The 17,688-nt window shown below is 40.0% G+C and carries 17 protein-coding genes; 10 read left to right on the forward strand and 7 right to left on the reverse strand.

Annotated features, from left to right (window positions below):
• Positions 1-55: 55 nt before the first annotated feature.
• The 7 genes from NCWK1_RS15790 to NCWK1_RS15820 all read left to right on the forward strand — a co-directional run bounded on the left by NCWK1_RS15790 (position 56) and on the right by NCWK1_RS15820 (position 4,123).
• Entirely contained in the window at positions 56-355 is a 300-nt protein-coding gene (locus NCWK1_RS15790) for a hypothetical protein (protein WP_096576808.1), read from the forward strand.
• A gap of 55 nt (positions 356-410) precedes the next feature.
• Positions 411-926 (forward strand): Coq4 family protein, encoded by a 516-nt coding sequence (locus NCWK1_RS15795; RefSeq protein WP_103125362.1) that lies wholly within the window; start codon positions 411-413, stop codon positions 924-926.
• Positions 927-1,102: 176 nt separating this feature from the next.
• Positions 1,103-1,369, forward strand: a complete 267-nt coding sequence (sipA, locus tag NCWK1_RS15800; protein WP_096576812.1) for a regulatory protein SipA — start codon at positions 1,103-1,105, stop codon at positions 1,367-1,369.
• 32 nt (positions 1,370-1,401) lie between these two features.
• Positions 1,402-1,959, forward strand: coding sequence for a peroxiredoxin (locus NCWK1_RS15805; RefSeq protein WP_103125363.1), 558 nt, complete (start codon positions 1,402-1,404; stop codon positions 1,957-1,959).
• Positions 1,960-2,079: 120 nt separating this feature from the next.
• Positions 2,080-2,568 (forward strand): hypothetical protein, encoded by a 489-nt coding sequence (locus NCWK1_RS15810; RefSeq protein WP_096576816.1) that lies wholly within the window; start codon positions 2,080-2,082, stop codon positions 2,566-2,568.
• Positions 2,569-2,702: 134 nt separating this feature from the next.
• Positions 2,703-3,572 (forward strand): polyphosphate kinase 2 family protein, encoded by an 870-nt coding sequence (locus NCWK1_RS15815; protein WP_103125364.1) that lies wholly within the window; start codon positions 2,703-2,705, stop codon positions 3,570-3,572.
• A gap of 323 nt (positions 3,573-3,895) precedes the next feature.
• On the forward strand, positions 3,896-4,123 hold the full coding sequence (locus NCWK1_RS15820) for a DUF4327 family protein (RefSeq protein ID WP_103125365.1): 228 nt from the start codon (positions 3,896-3,898) through the stop codon (positions 4,121-4,123).
• 278 nt (positions 4,124-4,401) lie between these two features.
• On the opposite strand, the gene NCWK1_RS15825 is transcribed toward NCWK1_RS15820, so the two are convergent.
• From NCWK1_RS15825 to NCWK1_RS15840, 4 genes are all read right to left on the reverse strand, one after another.
• On the reverse strand, positions 4,402-5,508 hold the full coding sequence (locus NCWK1_RS15825; RefSeq protein WP_103125366.1) for a sensor histidine kinase: 1,107 nt from the start codon (positions 5,506-5,508) through the stop codon (positions 4,402-4,404).
• Positions 5,509-5,757: 249 nt separating this feature from the next.
• Positions 5,758-6,468, reverse strand: a complete 711-nt coding sequence (locus NCWK1_RS15830; RefSeq protein ID WP_103125367.1) for a response regulator transcription factor — start codon at positions 6,466-6,468, stop codon at positions 5,758-5,760.
• Positions 6,469-6,558: 90 nt separating this feature from the next.
• Entirely contained in the window at positions 6,559-7,269 is a 711-nt protein-coding gene (locus NCWK1_RS15835) for a LabA-like NYN domain-containing protein (protein WP_103125368.1), read from the reverse strand.
• A 1,212-nt stretch (positions 7,270-8,481) separates the two neighbouring features.
• Positions 8,482-9,441 (reverse strand): SGNH/GDSL hydrolase family protein, encoded by a 960-nt coding sequence (locus NCWK1_RS15840; protein WP_103125369.1) that lies wholly within the window; start codon positions 9,439-9,441, stop codon positions 8,482-8,484.
• 431 nt (positions 9,442-9,872) lie between these two features.
• On the opposite strand from NCWK1_RS15840, the gene NCWK1_RS29620 reads away from it, so the two are divergent.
• The 3 genes from NCWK1_RS29620 (at position 9,873) to NCWK1_RS15850 (ending at position 13,534) form a co-directional block, all read left to right on the forward strand.
• Entirely contained in the window at positions 9,873-10,013 is a 141-nt protein-coding gene (locus NCWK1_RS29620; RefSeq protein WP_015114367.1) for a hypothetical protein, read from the forward strand.
• A 282-nt stretch (positions 10,014-10,295) separates the two neighbouring features.
• On the forward strand, positions 10,296-13,190 hold the full coding sequence (locus NCWK1_RS15845; RefSeq protein ID WP_103125370.1) for a glycerol-3-phosphate acyltransferase: 2,895 nt from the start codon (positions 10,296-10,298) through the stop codon (positions 13,188-13,190).
• Positions 13,187-13,534, forward strand: coding sequence for a cupin domain-containing protein (locus tag NCWK1_RS15850; protein ID WP_103125371.1), 348 nt, complete (start codon positions 13,187-13,189; stop codon positions 13,532-13,534). Before NCWK1_RS15845 ends, NCWK1_RS15850 begins: the two co-directional genes overlap by 4 nt.
• A 147-nt stretch (positions 13,535-13,681) precedes the next feature.
• Here the strand turns inward: NCWK1_RS15850 and NCWK1_RS15855 are convergent, their stop codons facing one another.
• The 3 genes from NCWK1_RS15855 to ndhD1 all read right to left on the reverse strand — a co-directional run bounded on the left by NCWK1_RS15855 (position 13,682) and on the right by ndhD1 (position 17,571).
• Positions 13,682-14,257 (reverse strand): GNAT family N-acetyltransferase, encoded by a 576-nt coding sequence (locus NCWK1_RS15855; RefSeq protein WP_103125372.1) that lies wholly within the window; start codon positions 14,255-14,257, stop codon positions 13,682-13,684.
• A 566-nt stretch (positions 14,258-14,823) separates the two neighbouring features.
• Positions 14,824-15,546: a Uma2 family endonuclease gene (locus tag NCWK1_RS15860; RefSeq protein WP_103125373.1), complete on the reverse strand. Its 723-nt coding sequence runs from the start codon at positions 15,544-15,546 to the stop codon at positions 14,824-14,826.
• Between the two features lie 447 nt (positions 15,547-15,993).
• Positions 15,994-17,571 carry a photosynthetic/respiratory NAD(P)H-quinone oxidoreductase subunit D1 gene (gene ndhD1 / locus NCWK1_RS15865; protein ID WP_103125374.1) on the reverse strand — a complete coding sequence of 526 codons (1,578 nt, stop codon included), beginning with the start codon at positions 17,569-17,571 and terminating at the stop codon, positions 15,994-15,996.
• Positions 17,572-17,688: the final 117 nt, after the last annotated feature.

Here is a 17,688-nt window from a genome sequence, read left to right on the forward strand (position 1 = left end):
TACCCCAGCATTGAAGTTCAGAGCAAAAACTATCACTAGTTAGAAGGTTATGTTTATGAACCGCTTTGCATACATTGTTCTATGTGCGACTGCTATTTTTTTACCTACCGTAGCTTCTGCTGGGGAAATTCATCACCGCGAAGTGAATCAACAACAACGCATCTATCACGGTGTTAAAAACGGCTCAATTAATAGAGCAGAATTACGGCAATTAGAACGGCGTGAAGCGTCTTTGGAAGCTGAAAGAAGACGGGATATTCGTAGTGATGGACATCTAACTCCTCAAGAAAGAAGACAACTCAATCGCCGCGAAAATCGTCTCTCTCGTACCATCTACCGAGATAAGCACGACTAGTTATTTAAGTAGGGTGGGAATTAACCCACCCCACACAATCCTTAATCTCAAAATTATGCAACCTGATATTGCTTCCTCAAAATCTCATCCCCCCATCCAAAAATTTTTAGATAAACTCGATCGCGTTGCTGAAGCACGCGGCAAAAATGTACCACAAATTGTGTATGTAGAAAAATTGCGATCGCTCCCTGTCGGCACTTTTGGTCAAGCTTGGGTTGATTTTCTCGATACACACAACCTCAAACCCTTCACGACAGGTCTTCGCCGCAAACAACTCCACGATGGTGTTCATGTTCTGACAGGTTATGGTGCAGACCCCATTGGTGAAGCAGAAGTACAAGCATTTTTATTAGGTGCAAAATTTGGATTGTTTAATCTTGTTATAGGATTAGGTCTATTAAGGGTTATTTATAAAAATCTCAATTCTCGTCAAGAATTTACATGGAAAAGATTATGGCAAGCATATCAGCGTGGTAATCACTCCAACTTTGACCCCGATACTTGGCAGCCTGAATTAGTTTGGCACTTACCCCTAACTGAAGTGCAATCAATATTTTCTATAGACAAATAAATCTTTTAACTTTTAACTTAATTTAGGCTTCCTTGCAGAAGATGGCGGGAGGGGATAAGTTCCATCTCCTTTCGCATTCCTAATTTTTTCCCAACTATATTTACTCTACCCCAACAAAATTGGCAACCCCTTTAGGATAAAGTTAGGAGTTAATTCAAACTTCTAGCTTTTTTTATATGTCCAAAGAATTCGCTATTGGTAGTAAAGTCCGGGTTGTGGCGCTACCACCTTACGTCAAAACAGCCGACCCTATGCCGATGTTACGTCCCCCAGATGTAATCAATCTTGGCGAAGAAGGTATTGTCCTTGACCGTCGTCCTGGCGGTTATTGGGGTATCCGCTTTACTAGAGGAGCTTTTCTTCTCGATAGCCAATACATTGAAAGCACAGATATTCCTAGTGAATCTGACCAAGGTGACAATAACAGTAACCAAGAATTATAAACTTATGTAAAGTTGTAATTTTGGTCTAAACCATGATTTCTCGGCGCAATTTTTTGAATATATTATTTGCCAGCTGTTTTGCCCTCATCAGCTGGTTAAACTTTTCCCCGACGGCTCAGGCGCTTGGTGGTAAATTACCAACAGTGAATCAACCTGCACCAGAGTTTACTTTACCTACCAACACAGGCGACGGCCAAATCTCTCTTACCGATTTGCGCGGAAAGTGGGTAGTACTATATTTTTATCCCAAAGACTTTACAGCAGGTTGCACTATCGAAGCACGGCGTTTTCAGCAAGACTTACCCAAATATTTAGCAAAAAATACTCAAATAATTGGTGTCAGTGCTGATGATATCGATTCTCACGCCGAATTTTGTGATTCCGAGGGATTAAAATTTCCTCTATTAGCTGATACAACTGGCGCAGTCAGCAAAACTTATGGTTCTTGGATTGGTTTTGTCTCTATGCGCCACAGCTTTATCATCGACCCAGAAGGTATTTTGCGCGAGACTTTTGTCAAAGTTAACCCATCTGTTCATAGTCAAGAAGTGTTAGCAAGATTAGAAAAATTACAATCCTCCGCTTCCTAGACTTTATATATCTGTCTTGGTGGTGAAATTGAACCCATCAAGACATAGACACTAAAGATATTTGCGCGGCTTCCACTGATTAGTTAGGCTATTTGTATCCTCTTTTTTCTATAGCCTGCTATGGATTTTGAAGGCGAAGCTACCGCCACGACGGCTACAAAAAACACAGAATTTACTCAATCAGTAACGGCTCGTAAACCATTAGAATTGTTACGAGATACCGAAGCGTTACTACGTCGGCCTACAGTAACAACATTAGTGCCAATTTTGCCCCCAAAATTGAGTAACAGAATGCAAGAAGTCTCAACTGTTGCCGAAACATCGTTGCAAAAATTGGCAGAAATTGACCTAGAACAAATTAGTGACTGGGAATTACAGCCTATACGTCTACGCGTAGGTTTAAGCTTTGTAGGTTTTGGCGCACTAATGATACTGGTGCTGCTACTGTATTTGAATACACTGCATCCAGAACTGAGTACAGTTGGGCAGATTCGCCAATACTGGTACCAATATGTTTGGTTTGTTTGCTTGGGGATAGCCGGGATGTTTGTGATTGGTCGAGAAACTATGCGACCCACTATCAGGCCAAAAAAGCTCAAAAAGCGATAACATAAGCGATGTTTTATAGCAATTAAACTCAGATGGGTAATGCTTAAAATTCAGTCAAAATTTTATTTTGCATCTGTGAATATTGCCCATCCTACACACCATAAATACTTGATATTTCAAACTTCATACTTTATATGAATCACGATGCTTTTATTGTGCCACCTGCTGCCAAGATTTCTCTCCTCAACAATTATGACCCGGCTTATACAGCTAATTATCATGACAGAAATGATGCAGCACTCAAATTAAAATCAGACATAGAAAGATTAGCCAAATATCAAGATACTCTTTATGCTCAAAATAGCTATGCTTTACTAATTATCTTTCAAGCAATGGATGCGGCTGGCAAAGATAGTACCATTAAACATGTGATGTCTGGGATTAATCCCCAAGGCTGCCAAGTCTTTAGTTTCAAATCTCCTAGTCATGAAGAATTAGACCATGACTACCTGTGGCGCACAATGAAGGCTTTGCCAGAAAGAGGTAGGATTGGCATATTTAATCGCTCTTACTATGAAGAAGTTTTAGTAGTGCGGGTTCATCCAGAAATTCTCCAAAAACAGCAACTTCCTCATTTGCCAAAAGGCAATAAAATCTGGCAACAGCGATTTGAGGAAATAAATAATTTTGAAAAATATTTAGTAGATAATGGCATTATTGTTTTAAAGTTTTTTCTTAACGTCTCAAAATCTGAACAGAAAAAAAGATTTTTAGCGAGAATTGATGCTCCAGAAAAAAATTGGAAATTTTCGGCTAATGATGTTCGAGAAAGGGCTTTTTGGTCAGATTATATGGCTGCTTACGAAGAGGTTTTTCAGCACACTAGCACCAAACATGCACCTTGGTATATTATTCCTGCCGATCGCAAATGGTTTATGCGTATGGTAGTGGCTGATATTATCTGTTCTAAATTAGAGTCGCTGAAGTTAAAATATCCTACCGTCAGCGAAGAAGATAAGCAGCAACTTTTGCAAGCAAAGTATGCCTTAGAGCAGGAAGAATAGCTCATCATTGTATCAATTTAATCAATCTATATAAACTTTTCTAAATCTGCTCTACCTAGAGGCTGATCACAACTTTATGCAAATATGTCATTCTGGGCAAAGTGTAGATATTGAGAATTTGTCTACGTCGCACTAGATTAAAAGCCAAATTAATTAGATATGTTGATGAATATGAATTAATATCCTCTATTACATAGCTTCAGCTAGGTTTTATGCTGTAGTTCGTCACAATTTTCTCAAATTCTTTTGATAATTTTAAGATAAAGTCCAAGCATTGATTGCTTGGGAATTTAATTCCTTGATCATAAACTAAGGAACCAGGTATGGACATTGCTGTTAAATACGACATTGAACTAATTAAAGACGAAGCACGTCAACTAGTTAAAAAGGGACTTATTAGTCGCCAGCGACCAATTTATGCTTTGTGCAAGTATATCCCTGAACGTGACTGGGCCATTTTTGAACTTGAACTTGAAAAAAATGAATTTTTGCTCCGAGATAGAATTATTGACCTGTTGGGTAGTGAAAATTGGGAAGAAGATGGCAGTTGATCATCCAAGTTATTAATCTTGGGAGTGATTTGGCGGGAATAAATAGGCGATCGCCGCCCAGCCAGAGATAGTTAGTAAACTCACTAAACAAGAAGCCAGTACAAAAGTAGTCATCTCAAAAATCAATTAAAACTCTAGTTTGAATATCTTCAAACTATCAATTGAGTATGACAGTAATGCGACTAGCTTGTGTCAATTCTTTGTACAATTAAAGTGCTGAGTGCTGAGTGCTGAGTGCTGAGTATAAAGCCATTTCTTTCAAAGCTTTGTAACAGCCATTAAGCTAAAGGTAGACAAAAACGAAATGTACTGCCAATTCCTAATTCGCTTTCTACCTGAATTATTCCACCTTGTAATTCAACTAAATGCCGAGAAATAGTTAAACCAATCCCAGTTCCGCCCGAATGGCGATCGCGCGATTGATCGGCTCGCCAAAAGCGCTCAAATACATGAGGTAAATCCTGTGCCGCAATACCAATCCCCGTATCAATCACAGCAATCCAAAGTTGAGATGCTTCCGGCCAAAGTTGCACAGTAATTGAGCCATTGGTAGTGTAACGAACTGCATTTCCTACCAAGTTGACTAACACTTGTTCCGTACGATCAACATCCGCTAATACCAAAGGTAATGGTGTAGGGCAATCTAAACGTAGCACTGGCCCATCTTCTAACAGTTGTTCGCTAAATCTTTCTACTAAAGACTCTAATAAAGGAACTAGATTTATCGGCTGTATTTTAATTGGTAAATAACCGGCTTCTGCCTTAGAAAGTTCTTGCAAATCATTCACTAATCTTTCTAAGCGTCTAGTTTCTCTGGCTAAACGCCGATAAACTTCCGGTGAAGGTTCTATTTCACCATCTGCTAATTGTTCCAAGTAACCGCGTACAACTGTTAGTGGTGTCCGCAGTTCATGAGTCATATCACCAATTAATTCTCGTCGCCGTGCTTCTACACCCTCTAAACTAGCAGCCATACGGTTAAAACTAGCACCCAAGCGATTTAGTTCGGGAATCTCCGACAGAGGTAGTCGTGCGTCTAACTCACCAACGGCAAACTTTTGAGTAATTTGTTCCATTTCCGTTAACCGCTGCATAATTCGTTTAGACACCCAGTAGCTCAATCCTCCCGCCGCTGTAGTACCAACAATAACTGACCAAATTGTGCTGCGCCGCCAAGCTGTTTCAAAGCCTTCCACTAGTTCAGTCCGGACGTTAATTAAATCTAAACCCTGGCTTTGTAGTCGCTCTAAGTGCAGTACAAAAAAACGAGGTGACGAGACTTTGCTGATAATCACAAAACTCACTACCCCCACAATCATGACTACCAAGTGGGAGAAAAACAAACGTGATGCCAAAGGCAAAGATTTCGTCCAAGGCCAACTCATTTTAAAAAGTAAAAAGTAAAAAATAATTCCCCAGAATTAGGGAATTTGAAGCAAATACTTTTTTCAGGGAGCTTATTACCCTATAAATGTTACTGCTTTTTTTGCCTTTTAGCTCTTGCGAGTTCGCCAGTTGACGACAGTTGCCTCAAGTCGGGAAACCCGCCCACGGCACTGTCTCCTTTATGCCGGGGAACCCGTCCACCGCACTGGCTCACTTTTTACTTTTGCCTTCTGTTTTGTTGATCACGCTCACGTTACAGCAGAGTCTTCAAATTTATAGCCGACTCCAACAACAGTTTTAATAAATGAGGGATTAGCTGGGTCAGGCTCAATTTTTTTCCGCAACCGCGCTACATGGGTGTCAACAACTCGCTCATCACCAAAAAAATCATCCCCCCAGAGTTTATCAATTAGCTGGGTGCGGTTCCAAACTCGCCCAGGATTACTAACAAAGGTGCTTAATAAATTAAATTCCAGGTTGGTTAAGTCTAAAATTTCTGCTTCTTGAGAATTTAACTGACGAGAAGCTGTGCGTTGTTCAACATCGACGATAAAGTTTTGCGTCCGCGTGACTTGATGTTGTCCGCCTTGGCGGAGACTACGCCGCAATAACGCCCGCACTCTCGCCACTAACTCTCTAGGGCTGAAGGGTTTAACCATGTAGTCATCAGCACCCGTAGATAAACCAATCACGCGATCGATTTCTTCACCCTTGGCCGTCAACATCAAAATATAAGGGTCTTTTGTACCAGGTTTTTGCCGAATTCTGGCACAAACCTCCAATCCATCCAACCCAGGAATCATTAAGTCTAAAATGATTAAATCAGGCGGTTGCTCCTGAAACATTCGCAAAGCGTTAACACCATCGCGGCTTATGCGACAAGAAAATCCTTCTTTTTCTAAAGACAGTTGGATTAACTGAGCAATTTCAGATTCATCCTCAACAATTAAAATATCCATCGCAATTCAAAATTTAGCGGAATACGCAGAGTTATTTCCTGGCTTGTAATTGTACTCTAAAAACCTGCGATGGAGGATGAGTAATGGAATTTACAGTTGAGAGTTAGATAGTGACCGATAGTTGTAACCCAAATGGGAATCTTTTTGAATTTCTTGTTTGATGCTATCGAGATCAAGAAAGTAATCAGCTACATCAATCAAACTATCACTGGTCATCGGTCGCAAACTCACGACTTCTACTCTTCCACCTTTGCTAGTGACAGCTTCGACAGCATAGGCTAAAGCGCCATCACCACTGACCAAAATAGCAGTATCGTAATAAGGCGCTAAAGTGATCATATCGACAGCAATTTCTACATTCAAATTAGGTTTTTTTGTAGTGTCTGTCAGCTGTGCTTCTTTGGTAACTACTCGATAACCATTTCGCCGCATCCAAAACAGAAAGCCTTGTTGTTTTTCATTCGCCCGTGGGCGTGTTGGTGTTGGTCTTGTAACATCAACTATTGTGTAAAAGAAAGCCCGTAATAACCGTGAACCAGAGGTTAAACGGCAAAGTAATTTGAGATAGTCAATTTCAATGCCTAGTTGCAATGCTGCATGAAATAGATTGACACCATCAATAAAAATTGCTACTCGCCCACGGTTTAATCCGTTGATTGTTGAACTGCTGGTTCTTGGTTCTCTATTGTGATAATTGTCGATTTTGGCAGGATTCTTCAAGACAATTTTCCCTGATGAGGGTGATTCTTGTTCCAGAGGTTTATAGGCATTTCTGGGTTTGGTAAAATTAGTGAAAGTCATTGAATCCTCGGAAATTTTAAATTTGTGAAGACTGTTGAGAAATGACCAAGAAAGCATCTGTGCTAGTTTATTTACATAGCAGCAAATTATGTGAAGCTATTTGTGATTAAGCTGTTATCTGTTTAAGTTACACATTGGCTTGCAGAGTTTGTATTGTGTTATTAGTCATTGATATTGATGAGAACAAACTGAAAAATGACTAATGAGTTTATACTTAGCAGCACTAGCTTAATACACAGGTATTGTGTTAATTTTGCAGATTCCAAAAATAAACGCCCCAGAGTTATAAACTCTGATCAGAGCGAGTTTTACGAGATATTCCCTTTGCCTACAAATATAAGGCTCTTTATCTATTCCCTCTGCATCTCAACTTACCACAGGATGCTAACACTTGCTCAAAGGCAATTTGTTTTAAGGTGAATAGCGAAAAGCGATCGCATCTATATCTTATTGTACAACTGTATGGCAAAATCCTTCAATCAAAGTAAGCTTTGTATATTGATATCAACATATATCAAGATGTAGAACTCGGCATTGACTAGAAAAATCTGCCAGAAAAATTCTCAAGTCTCTACTTAGGTTGATGGCAAGTATAATTATTTAAAATTAATGGTAATAACAATTACAGCAATATTTGAGAATATTTGCTATTTAAAGTTTATCTACTGACAACATCAGTCAAATAAGCAGTTAGCGAAATTGTCATCCCAATAACTTATCAACTTAACCTTTAATTCTTCTTAAGATGGAGTGCATTGATTGAGTAATAGAGCTAAATTTATATCTAGACTAGTCCACAAAATGTCTTTGCTCATCTCCTCCAGTGGTTATTTAACCCCGGAGGTTATTTTTTCTCATACACCATTAATTGGTAATAACAATCAATAAATGCGTTTAGTAAAACAAATTACTTTCTAGACAAAAAATTAAGAAATGCTAAGTAATATTCTCATCTTTCCTCAGCTATATGTTATTCTGGCAATAATTTGTACCTAAAACAAAATGTTAGAAAAACTACGTTTATTTTGGCATTAATTTGTTTTAGGTAGCCTGATAAAGAAAACCAAAGATTTTCTCGAACTGAGGAAAGAAAGCTGGGTTTTCTGTTGAATTCACTTTGTTTATAACACGCTAACAAACCGATAACACGATCGCGCCAGTTTTATTCCGCTTTAACTGGCGCTTTTTCTCGGTTGAAAATAGTGAAACAGGTTAATTTTGACTTTTGATCTGCAAAATTTCTAGAAGCGATCGCTCAATTGCTGCACTCACAAACTGATTACCCTGTAAGTTCATGTGAATGCTGTCATGATATAAAGCTTGAGCATTGGCAGTTTCATTAAACAGCGGTAAAAAATCTATATAGAAAATTTGCTGGGTTTTGGTAAACTCACTCAACCGTTGACGCGCTGTAATTTCGTAATCCAGGGGGCCAGGTTCGCCGAGTTCTCGCAGCAAAGGAGTCATGGCTAAGAGAAATTTGCTGTTGTGTTGACGAACTATGGCTTGAATTTGCTTAATTGCTGCGAGATTCACACCGACGCGATCGCCTGGTTCTGTTTGAAGTGCTTTGAGTTCGGGAATTGGCTGTTGTTTAGTGATATAACGCTGCCATACTTCGACTAATGCTAAAGGTGGTTTACTATCTGGATAGTTGCGATCGCGTCCTACTGGTAAAGCTGTAGGAGTATGAGCAAACAAATCGTCAGTATTAATTAATAAAACTACTACCTGCGCCTCAAAACTGCCAAATCGCTGCAAATAAGCGAGTTCGTTTCTTGGCCCCCAAGAATTAGCCGAAGCATTCAAAACTTCGACTTGGGGATATTTGTCAGCGATCGCTGATGTTAGCGAATTCATGATTAAGCTGGAGATGGTATTTTTTTGATCCGTCCACCAACCACCATTGGCGATGGAGTCTCCTAACAACAGCACTCGCAACGTCGAAGGTGCAGGAATTTTAGCGATGGAACTGCTACGCATGGAAAATTCGTTAATTTCAATGCGATTACCAAAGCGACGAGTGCTTTGATTTGGTGCTAATAAGTAACCGATCTGGGAGTCGCCAATATAAACGAGGGGATTACCAAAACCAAAAAGCGATCGCAATCCCATCTCAATCACAATTAGTAGTCCGATTACTCCCAAAATCATGAATATTACTACTTTCACTTGTTAACCCTCAGCGATAAATTATGCAAATCTACAAGTATAAAGTAATCAACTATACTATATTTTTTCAGTATGTCCTTCTGAACGCATAGATTTATCAACTCGTAGATTCACTGAAAAATCTCATTAATTAGCGCCCAACATGATTATTTCTGAATAAGTCAAATCAGGTATATAGAAGAATGCAGGAGAATAAGGTATTAATCTTCAGAATAAAGCCATATACCTAGAGATTTTCCTACCTATTTCCTGCCGTATCTTGGTTCTTTGTATAAAGTAAAATAGTACTACTAACGGCATAAGTAAATTTAGGGATGTATTTGTTGCAAAGCTTAAACAAAATAACAGAAGAAACTTAACTTGTTTTGCTAACAGAAGGACTACAATCAAAACGGACAAATTAGGACTCTAACGAAGGAGGATTAAAGGCTATGTCCGACTTAAATAGAGGAATTATGAAATTTGAGGGTGCAGACTCTCCAAAATTGGTGACTATTTCTACCGTGTTGCTTTTGGGTTCGATTGCTGGCCTAATTATTTGGGCGCTGCAAGCGGCTTATGCCCTAAATTAAGTAACAAAGTTAGAACTTACGTACAACAATTGTCTGTAGAGACTGGTTTTAGGGGTGTAAGGGTTTTGAATAACTACACCCATACTCCCCTGTAACCTTGCCCAAAGCCTTGATTTTGCGCTTTTATGCGTAAGTTCTATTCAATGGTAGAATTTTGGCCATTGACCCCGGAATTCGACTTTGAGAAAATGTCTGCACACCCTTAAAAAAACTTCAAAAAGATTTTAGACTTTGCGATTTGAGATTTTAGATGCAATATAAATCTAAAATCCAACATCAACAATGCTTGAACTTTGGGGTGCCTTAGTTATTTTAATTGCCTGCCCCTTATTAGGCGGCTTACCGCTGATAGCCTGGATTACCAACGGGTTAACAGGTAGGCGATTGTCACAAATAGGCACAAAAAACATTAGCGTCTCGGCTGCTTTTTATCATGGCGGCACATTAGTAGGGCTTTTGGCAGTATTGTCAGAAGCGTTAAAAGGAATCGCCGCCGTTTTTCTGACTCGTGCATTTTTCCCAGATGGATCACCTTGGGAAATAGTCGCCCTGATAGCCTTAGTCTTAGGTAGATTTTGGCTAGGTAAAGGTGCAGGAACCACTAATGCTGCTTGGGGATTTCTCATCCATGATCCCCTAGTGACTGTATTTGTCAGCTTTTTGGCAATCACGACATTTTTAGTATTTCGTGCCAAAAAACCAGTAAAGTACGGGGTGTTAGTTTTGTTTCCCTTACTTGTGACTATTGTGCATTCGGATGATGTATTTAGAATGCTGGCAGCGATCGCCTTAGCTGGCTTACTAGGCTGGATTTATCGGCAAATGCCTGACGATTTAGATTTACCAGCCGAAGAAGCACAGACAGATACACAAGCAACATTAGAAAAGTTACAGGGCGATCGCCCAATTTTGACTTTAGATAATGAATTAGATGGGGCGATAGTTGGGCAGAAAGCTGCTACTCTCTCGCAAATTAAGAGTTGGGGCTATCCTGTACCGAAAGGTTGGGTAATTGTTCCTGGTGCTGACCCAGAAAAGTTAATCGCCATTCTTCAGCCATCAGATTTATCGCCGTTAATTGTGCGTTCATCAGCCATTGGGGAAGACTCCGAACACGCTTCCGCCGCTGGACAGTATGAAACTGTAATCAGTGTCACCAGCAAACAGCAATTGCAAAATGCGATCGCCCAAGTGCGTGATTCTTACAACCATCCGGCTGCTGTGCAGTATCGTAGCGATCGCGGTTTACCAGAAACAGCCATGACTGTACTGGTACAACAGCAAGTGCAGAGTGTGTATTCCGGCGTGGCTTTTACTCGTGATCCCATTACCCAGCAAGGTGATGCGATTGTCATTGAAGCTTTACCTGGTAGCCCCATTCAAATCGTCTCTGGACAAGTTACACCAGAACCATATCGCGCCTTTGTTGTCGAGACAGATAATATTTCATCTATTCATATAGAAGGAACGGGACAAGTCCCTCAATCCATCCTCAAACAAGTAGCTTACCTCGCCCACCGCATCGAAAAACGTTATCACGGTATTCCCCAAGATATTGAGTGGAGTTATGACGGACAAACTTTGTGGGTGTTGCAAGCAAGGCCAATTACTACCCTATTACCAATTTGGACAAGGAAAATTGCAGCGGAAGTGATTCCCGGTGTGATTCATCCCTTAACTTGGTCAATTAATCGCCCGTTAACTTGTGGTGTGTGGGGAGATATTTTCACAATTGTTTTAGGCGATCGCGCTTCTGGGTTAGATTTTACAGATACTGCTACATTGCATTACTCTAGAGCTTATTTTAATGCCTCCCTCTTAGGAGATATTTTTCTGCGGATGGGTTTACCGCCAGAAAGTTTAGAATTTCTCACTAGAGGCGCAAAAATGAGTACCCCGCCGTTGCAGTCAACAGTGCAGAATCTGCCAGGATTAATGCAGTTGCTGAAACAAGAATTAAATTTAGACAAAGAATTTAAGCAAGACTACCGCCAATTATTTATTCCTGGGTTATCTCAATTAGCCCATGAATCAATTGAGGAAATGGAGTCGTCGGAAATCTTAGCCAGAATTGACTTTAACTTAGAATTACTGCGACGTGGTACGTATTACAGCATTTTAGCGCCCTTGAGTGCGGCAATTAGACAATCAATTTTTCGGGTAAAAGATGGGCAGATTGATAACAGTGTGACACCAGAAGTCGCCGCCTTGCGATCGCTCAGTGCTTTAGCCGCCGATGCAAGACAAGTATTACCAGAGTTTGAACCAGACAGAGTTTTTGAACAATTAGAACAAACTCCCGAAGGACAAAAAGTTCTTTACGAATTTAACGAACTGCTAGAAGATTACGGTTATTTAAGTGATGTGGGGACTAACATTGCTGTTCCCACCTGGAAAGAAGACCCCCGACCGATTCAGCAGTTATTCATCCAGTTGATTCAAGGTAATCAACCTGAAACTGGGGATGTTGACCCGATTAATCGCGCCTTATCAGGTAAACGCAAGCGTGGCTTTGTCCAAGAACGTATAGATATTAAAGGACGGGTGACAGAGGTGTATTCGCGGCTATTAGCCGAATTGCGCTGGCGATTTGTAGCGATTGAGAAAACTTGGCTAAAATCTGGGTTACTCAAAACAGCCGGAGATATTTTCTTTTTAGAAATAGCCGAAATTAGACAACTAATTGCCGAAGCTGATACACCGTTGCGAGAACGCTTACCAGAAATTATCGAATATAGGCGATCGCAATTTATAGAAGATAGCAAAATTCCCCAAGTCCCAATTTTAGTTTACGGTAATACACCACCGCACCCCCTAGCACCTTCTCCTATCTACTCTGACCAAGTATTACAAGGTATTCCCGCCAGCCACGGACAAGCAGTCGGTCGAGTCAAAGTTGTGCGGAACTTACAAGATTTACCACAAATCGACCGCGATACTATTTTGGTTGTACCTTACACTGATTCTGGCTGGGCCCCTTTGTTAGTTAGGGCTGGCGGACTAATTGCAGAAGCTGGCGGTAGATTATCTCATGGTGCAATTGTCGCCCGTGAGTATGGTATTCCTGCTGTAATGGATGTCAAAGGTGCAACTTGGCTATTGCAAGATGGTCAACGAGTCCGCATTGATGGGTCTAGGGGTATCGTAGAACTATCTAACGACTTAAGACCACAATGATTACCACTTCCCTCAATAATTTGCCGGAAGAATCCGTTTCTCACAACCCCGATATCAAAAAAAAGGTGATGTTACGCCTTGGCGATTTACCTCACCTCACTAACTTTTCTCAAGCCCGTTTTGCTCCCGGACACACCGCACCAGCACACACCCATCGAGATATGTGTGAAGTATTTTTTGTCGAAGCTGGCTCAGGGATAATTCGTGTTGACAACCAAGAATATCCTCTGCTTCCCGGAAACTGTATCGCCATAGAGCCAGGAGAAGTTCATGAAGTCATCAACAATGGCGTAACTGAACTAGTCCTTACCTACTTTGGTTTAAGAGTGGAATCAAGAGCGTAATTATTGGGTTATTGTCAAGTAATTCTACTGATATATCTGGGGGTGCTTACATCCAGAATCCAAAATGATAGTTACTCAAGAGGTATAGTCTTTTATCTATGTCATCAATTTAATATTTAGGATTGCTATAACCATAATTGGCATAAATTAGTCTTGCCCCGCTTGCCAATGAGGATTAATCAGACTTGTGAGAATATGGTCTTGCCATTTACCATTAATTAATAAATAGTCTCTAGCATATCCTTCCACGACAAATCCCAGTCGTTTTAGCACATTACCGCTACGTTGATTATGTGGCATATAATTTGCCATAATGCGATGAAAATTTAAATCATCAAATACATATTGAATTGCCTCTTTTAGTGCTTCTGTCATGTAGCCTTTACCTTGTTCATTTTCTGCCAAGCCATAACCTACATAGCAAAAATGGGCGGCTCCCCGAATAAAATTATTAAAATTAATAGTTCCGACGATGAGTTTAGGATTTTTTTTAGAAAAAATAAATAGTTTTAAAGATTGGTCATGAATGAATTCTAAAAATGTATTTTCTAGTTGATATTCCCAATACTCCTCTGTAAAAAAATCATCTACCCATTGAGGATAAAATGGAGTCAGATAAGCTTTGTTTTCCCGAAAATATTTTAATATTTGGGGAATATCTTCTTTGATGGCAATGCGTAATAGTAGGCGATCGCTAGTAATAATTGGTAATTCCGAATTCATACAAATTTGACTAAATCAACAACTTATAGCTACAGTATTTAGACTTATTGACTTTTTTATTCCATCTGTTTACGGCTGTAACTGCTGATCGAAAATAGTAAAACTGTTATAACAAGATTTCAGAAAATTAGCATTTTCTAGATTTGTACAGCAGAAATCTGCTTAAACTAGGTTTTAGTTTGTAAGTTAGCATAAATAATACATAAGTATCATAAAAGAGCGAGCGCACTGTACTAGATCGAAAATTTGGGAAATGAGGCGATCGCATTTTGATGATATTCAAGGCTTTAGTAGCAGAGGGTGAGTTGTCTGTTGAGGTAGTCAACAATCTTAGAGAGATGGTAGCGCGATCGCTATATAGAATTCCCTCGTTATACCAATTCACCAAATAATTGAGACAAATAGATTGACACAACTCAGGCGCAGACAGCAATTCCCAATCCAAAATCTAAAATGGTATTAGCAGGTTAATTCACCACCTTGCACAAAAAATATCACAAGCCACGTTTCTCAACAGGGTTCTTGAGGAAAATGGCTTGCAATTACGAGAGATTGAATAACAATCTTCAGGCTAAATTTTCGGGTTCTACACCTAAAGCTTTTAATTGTTCTGCAAGTAGCTGCATTTTGTGTTCTGTTTGGATACGTAGTTGTCGCTCAACATATAACTGTTCTTCTATTTCTTGGATACGTTCTTCTGGAGTAGGGAACCTTTGTCCTTGCTCGTCATACCAATACAACCATTCCCGTGCAATACCTTGATAAAGTCCTATTTCGCTACCAATTCCTAAATTAATTTCTGGTAGCCAAATGGGATTTCCTGACATAAGGATATATTCACCATCTATTAATTGATAAACTTCCAGATGTGGCTTTTTCTTTCGTAAGGGTTTGTAAATAACGTAGTATAAAACTCCTAATTCTTTGGCGTAAAATTCTTTTTTGGTACTGTATTCGTCATGACTGAGTTGAGAAACAACCTCTAGTGCTAAAATTGGGGGCTGTTTTTCTTCCCACATAACATAACTCAGGCGTAAGTCACCATCAATAAAGCGCTTCACTCCTACACTGAGAAATCCATCAGGAGCGATCGCCGCTTTTTTCGGGTCGTAATAGATCCCCATATTAACGCCAAAAAACCAATCCCAGCGTTCTGACCATACAAACGCCAGTGTCGCTTTCAGCAAACTGGGAATTAAATCTTGTAGTTCATTATCCACAGGTATATCCTCTGAGTCTGGTAGCTCTTCGGAAGACGGCAAACAGTGTAACGGGTTGTAGTTTAACATGACTGGTCTTAGTAGATGCTATTTCTAGAAAGATTTTAGAAAATAATGTAATTTTGATATGTGTAGATATCGCAAAGTTTTAATAATGTAAATTAATACTGCGTTTTTATGGAGAATATGACATGAAGTGCCAAAAATAATCAACGAATAACAAATGACGCATAGACACGTCAGCTACTTCCCACAGGTTAGATAATAAGTAACTTTATAACAAAATATCTCTTGGATGAATCAGATTATATATGACTCATATTTGATTTGAAGAAAAAACTCAGTACACTTTTATCCCTTCTTATCTGTTCCCTATTCCCTTCCTACGCAAATCATTTTAGTAATCAAAGCGGATTCCCATATAATAATTCTCAATAGTTAATATCTTAGCTTGAATAAAAAAGGCGAGTATAAAACCCGCCCTCAAAAACATAAATCGAACTTAACAATACTTGTCTAATTCCCAATTGTTGGCGCATTCAATGAAAGCTTTGGTGCTGCTTCTTTTTCCTGTGCCAACGTTGGTACAGAATCACGCAATCTTGCTGTCAATTGTACGGTTGTAGCGTCGTAAATTTGAGTGAGCAATTTGGGATAGAAACCAATACCAATAATTGGTACTAACAAACAAGCAATGATAAAGACTTCACGGGGTTCGGCATCGATAAGTTTCTGGTGAGAAACTAATTCTTCGTTTTCTTTACCGTAGAAAATTTCCCGCAACATTGATAGCAAATAAATTGGCGTTAAAATTACACCAACTGCCATCAAAAACACCACGATAACCTTGAAGGTAGAGCTATAAGCATCGCTAGTGGCAAAACCCACAAATATCATCAATTCTGCTACGAAACCACTCATGCCTGGCAATGCTAAAGAAGCCATTGAACAGGTAGTAAACATAGCGAAAATTTTCTGCATTCGCTTACCAACACCACCCATTTCATCTAACATCAGGGTGTGTGTGCGATCGTAAGTTGCACCGACCAGGAAGAATAAACTTGCCCCAATTAAGCCGTGAGACACCATTTGTAAAACTGCTCCACTCAATCCCAAATCGGTAAAGGAGGCGAGACCGATGAGGACAAAGCCCATGTGCGATATTGAGGAGTAAGCAATTTTTCGCTTGAGGTTGCGCTGGGCAAAGGATGTCAGAGCAGCGTAGATAATGTTCACCACCCCTAAAATTACCAGCACAGGGGCGAAATAAGCATGGGCATCAGGCAACATTTGGGCATTCATCCGCACCAAGGCATAACCGCCCATTTTCAGAAGAATACCTGCCAGTAACATGTGTACAGGTGCTGTTGCTTCACCGTGGGCATCGGGTAGCCAGGTATGCAAGGGAATAATTGGCAATTTGACGGCGTAGGCAATCAAAAAGCCAGCATACAATAACAACTCGAAATTGAGGGCGTAATCTTTGAGAGCGAGCGATCGCATATCAAAGGTGACTGTATCGCCATAAAAGGCCATCGTCAACGCGCCGACTAAAATAAACAGCGAACCGCCAGCAGTGTACAAAATAAACTTTGTCGCTGCGTATTGCCGCTTTTTACCACCCCAAATCGCCAGCAGCAGGTAAACCGGAATCAATTCCAGTTCCCACACCAAGAAAAACAGCAGCATATCCTGCACGGCGAAGACAGCAATCTGTCCGCCATACATCGCCAAAATCAAAAAGTAAAATAGCCTGGGCTTGAGGGTTACAGGCCATGCTGCCAAAATTGCCAGGGTAGTAATGAATCCAGTCAAAAGAATTAGGGGCATGGATAAGCCATCTGCCCCTACTGACCACTTCAAATCTAGTTGTGGTACCCAGGCATAACTTTCAAACAGCTGCAAATCTGGATTGGAGAAGTCATACCCGGTATAAAAGGCGTAGACAATCAGTGCGAAGTCTAGTAGCCCAATAATCAGGGAATACCAGCGCACGGTTTTACCATCTTTATCAGGGATGATCGGAATCAGGAGTGATGCCGCAATCGGAAATAGGATAATCGTCGTCAGCCACGGGAAATTAGCTGTATTCATCACAATTTATCTGCAATCAAAATCATGTTTTTCAAGGAAGCCCTAGCTATTAACTAGCAGCTTTTTGAAGATTTGGCATTCCTTGTTAGGTTGATTTAATGAATATAAAGAAAGATG

The sequence above is a fragment of the Nostoc cycadae WK-1 genome, from assembly GCF_002897135.1.
In the GTDB taxonomy this organism is placed as follows: domain Bacteria; phylum Cyanobacteriota; class Cyanobacteriia; order Cyanobacteriales; family Nostocaceae; genus Nostoc_B.

Coding starts and splice junctions, on each gene's coding strand:
- NCWK1_RS15835 (WP_103125368.1), bottom strand. CDS start 7,269: ATGACTTTCACTAATTTTACCAAACCCAGAAATGCCTATAAACCTCTG.
- NCWK1_RS15855 (WP_103125372.1), bottom strand. CDS start 14,257: ATGAATTCGGAATTACCAATTATTACTAGCGATCGCCTACTATTACGC.
- NCWK1_RS29620 (WP_015114367.1), top strand. CDS start 9,873: ATGTCCGACTTAAATAGAGGAATTATGAAATTTGAGGGTGCAGACTCT.
- NCWK1_RS15825 (WP_103125366.1), bottom strand. CDS start 5,508: ATGAGTTGGCCTTGGACGAAATCTTTGCCTTTGGCATCACGTTTGTTT.
- NCWK1_RS15795 (WP_103125362.1), top strand. CDS start 411: ATGCAACCTGATATTGCTTCCTCAAAATCTCATCCCCCCATCCAAAAA.
- NCWK1_RS15830 (WP_103125367.1), bottom strand. CDS start 6,468: ATGGATATTTTAATTGTTGAGGATGAATCTGAAATTGCTCAGTTAATC.
- ndhD1 (WP_103125374.1), bottom strand. CDS start 17,571: ATGAATACAGCTAATTTCCCGTGGCTGACGACGATTATCCTATTTCCG.
- NCWK1_RS15805 (WP_103125363.1), top strand. CDS start 1,402: ATGATTTCTCGGCGCAATTTTTTGAATATATTATTTGCCAGCTGTTTT.
- NCWK1_RS15790 (WP_096576808.1), top strand. CDS start 56: ATGAACCGCTTTGCATACATTGTTCTATGTGCGACTGCTATTTTTTTA.
- sipA (WP_096576812.1), top strand. CDS start 1,103: ATGTCCAAAGAATTCGCTATTGGTAGTAAAGTCCGGGTTGTGGCGCTA.
- NCWK1_RS15815 (WP_103125364.1), top strand. CDS start 2,703: ATGAATCACGATGCTTTTATTGTGCCACCTGCTGCCAAGATTTCTCTC.
- NCWK1_RS15850 (WP_103125371.1), top strand. CDS start 13,187: ATGATTACCACTTCCCTCAATAATTTGCCGGAAGAATCCGTTTCTCAC.
- NCWK1_RS15810 (WP_096576816.1), top strand. CDS start 2,080: ATGGATTTTGAAGGCGAAGCTACCGCCACGACGGCTACAAAAAACACA.
- NCWK1_RS15845 (WP_103125370.1), top strand. CDS start 10,296: ATGCTTGAACTTTGGGGTGCCTTAGTTATTTTAATTGCCTGCCCCTTA.
- NCWK1_RS15820 (WP_103125365.1), top strand. CDS start 3,896: ATGGACATTGCTGTTAAATACGACATTGAACTAATTAAAGACGAAGCA.
- NCWK1_RS15860 (WP_103125373.1), bottom strand. CDS start 15,546: ATGTTAAACTACAACCCGTTACACTGTTTGCCGTCTTCCGAAGAGCTA.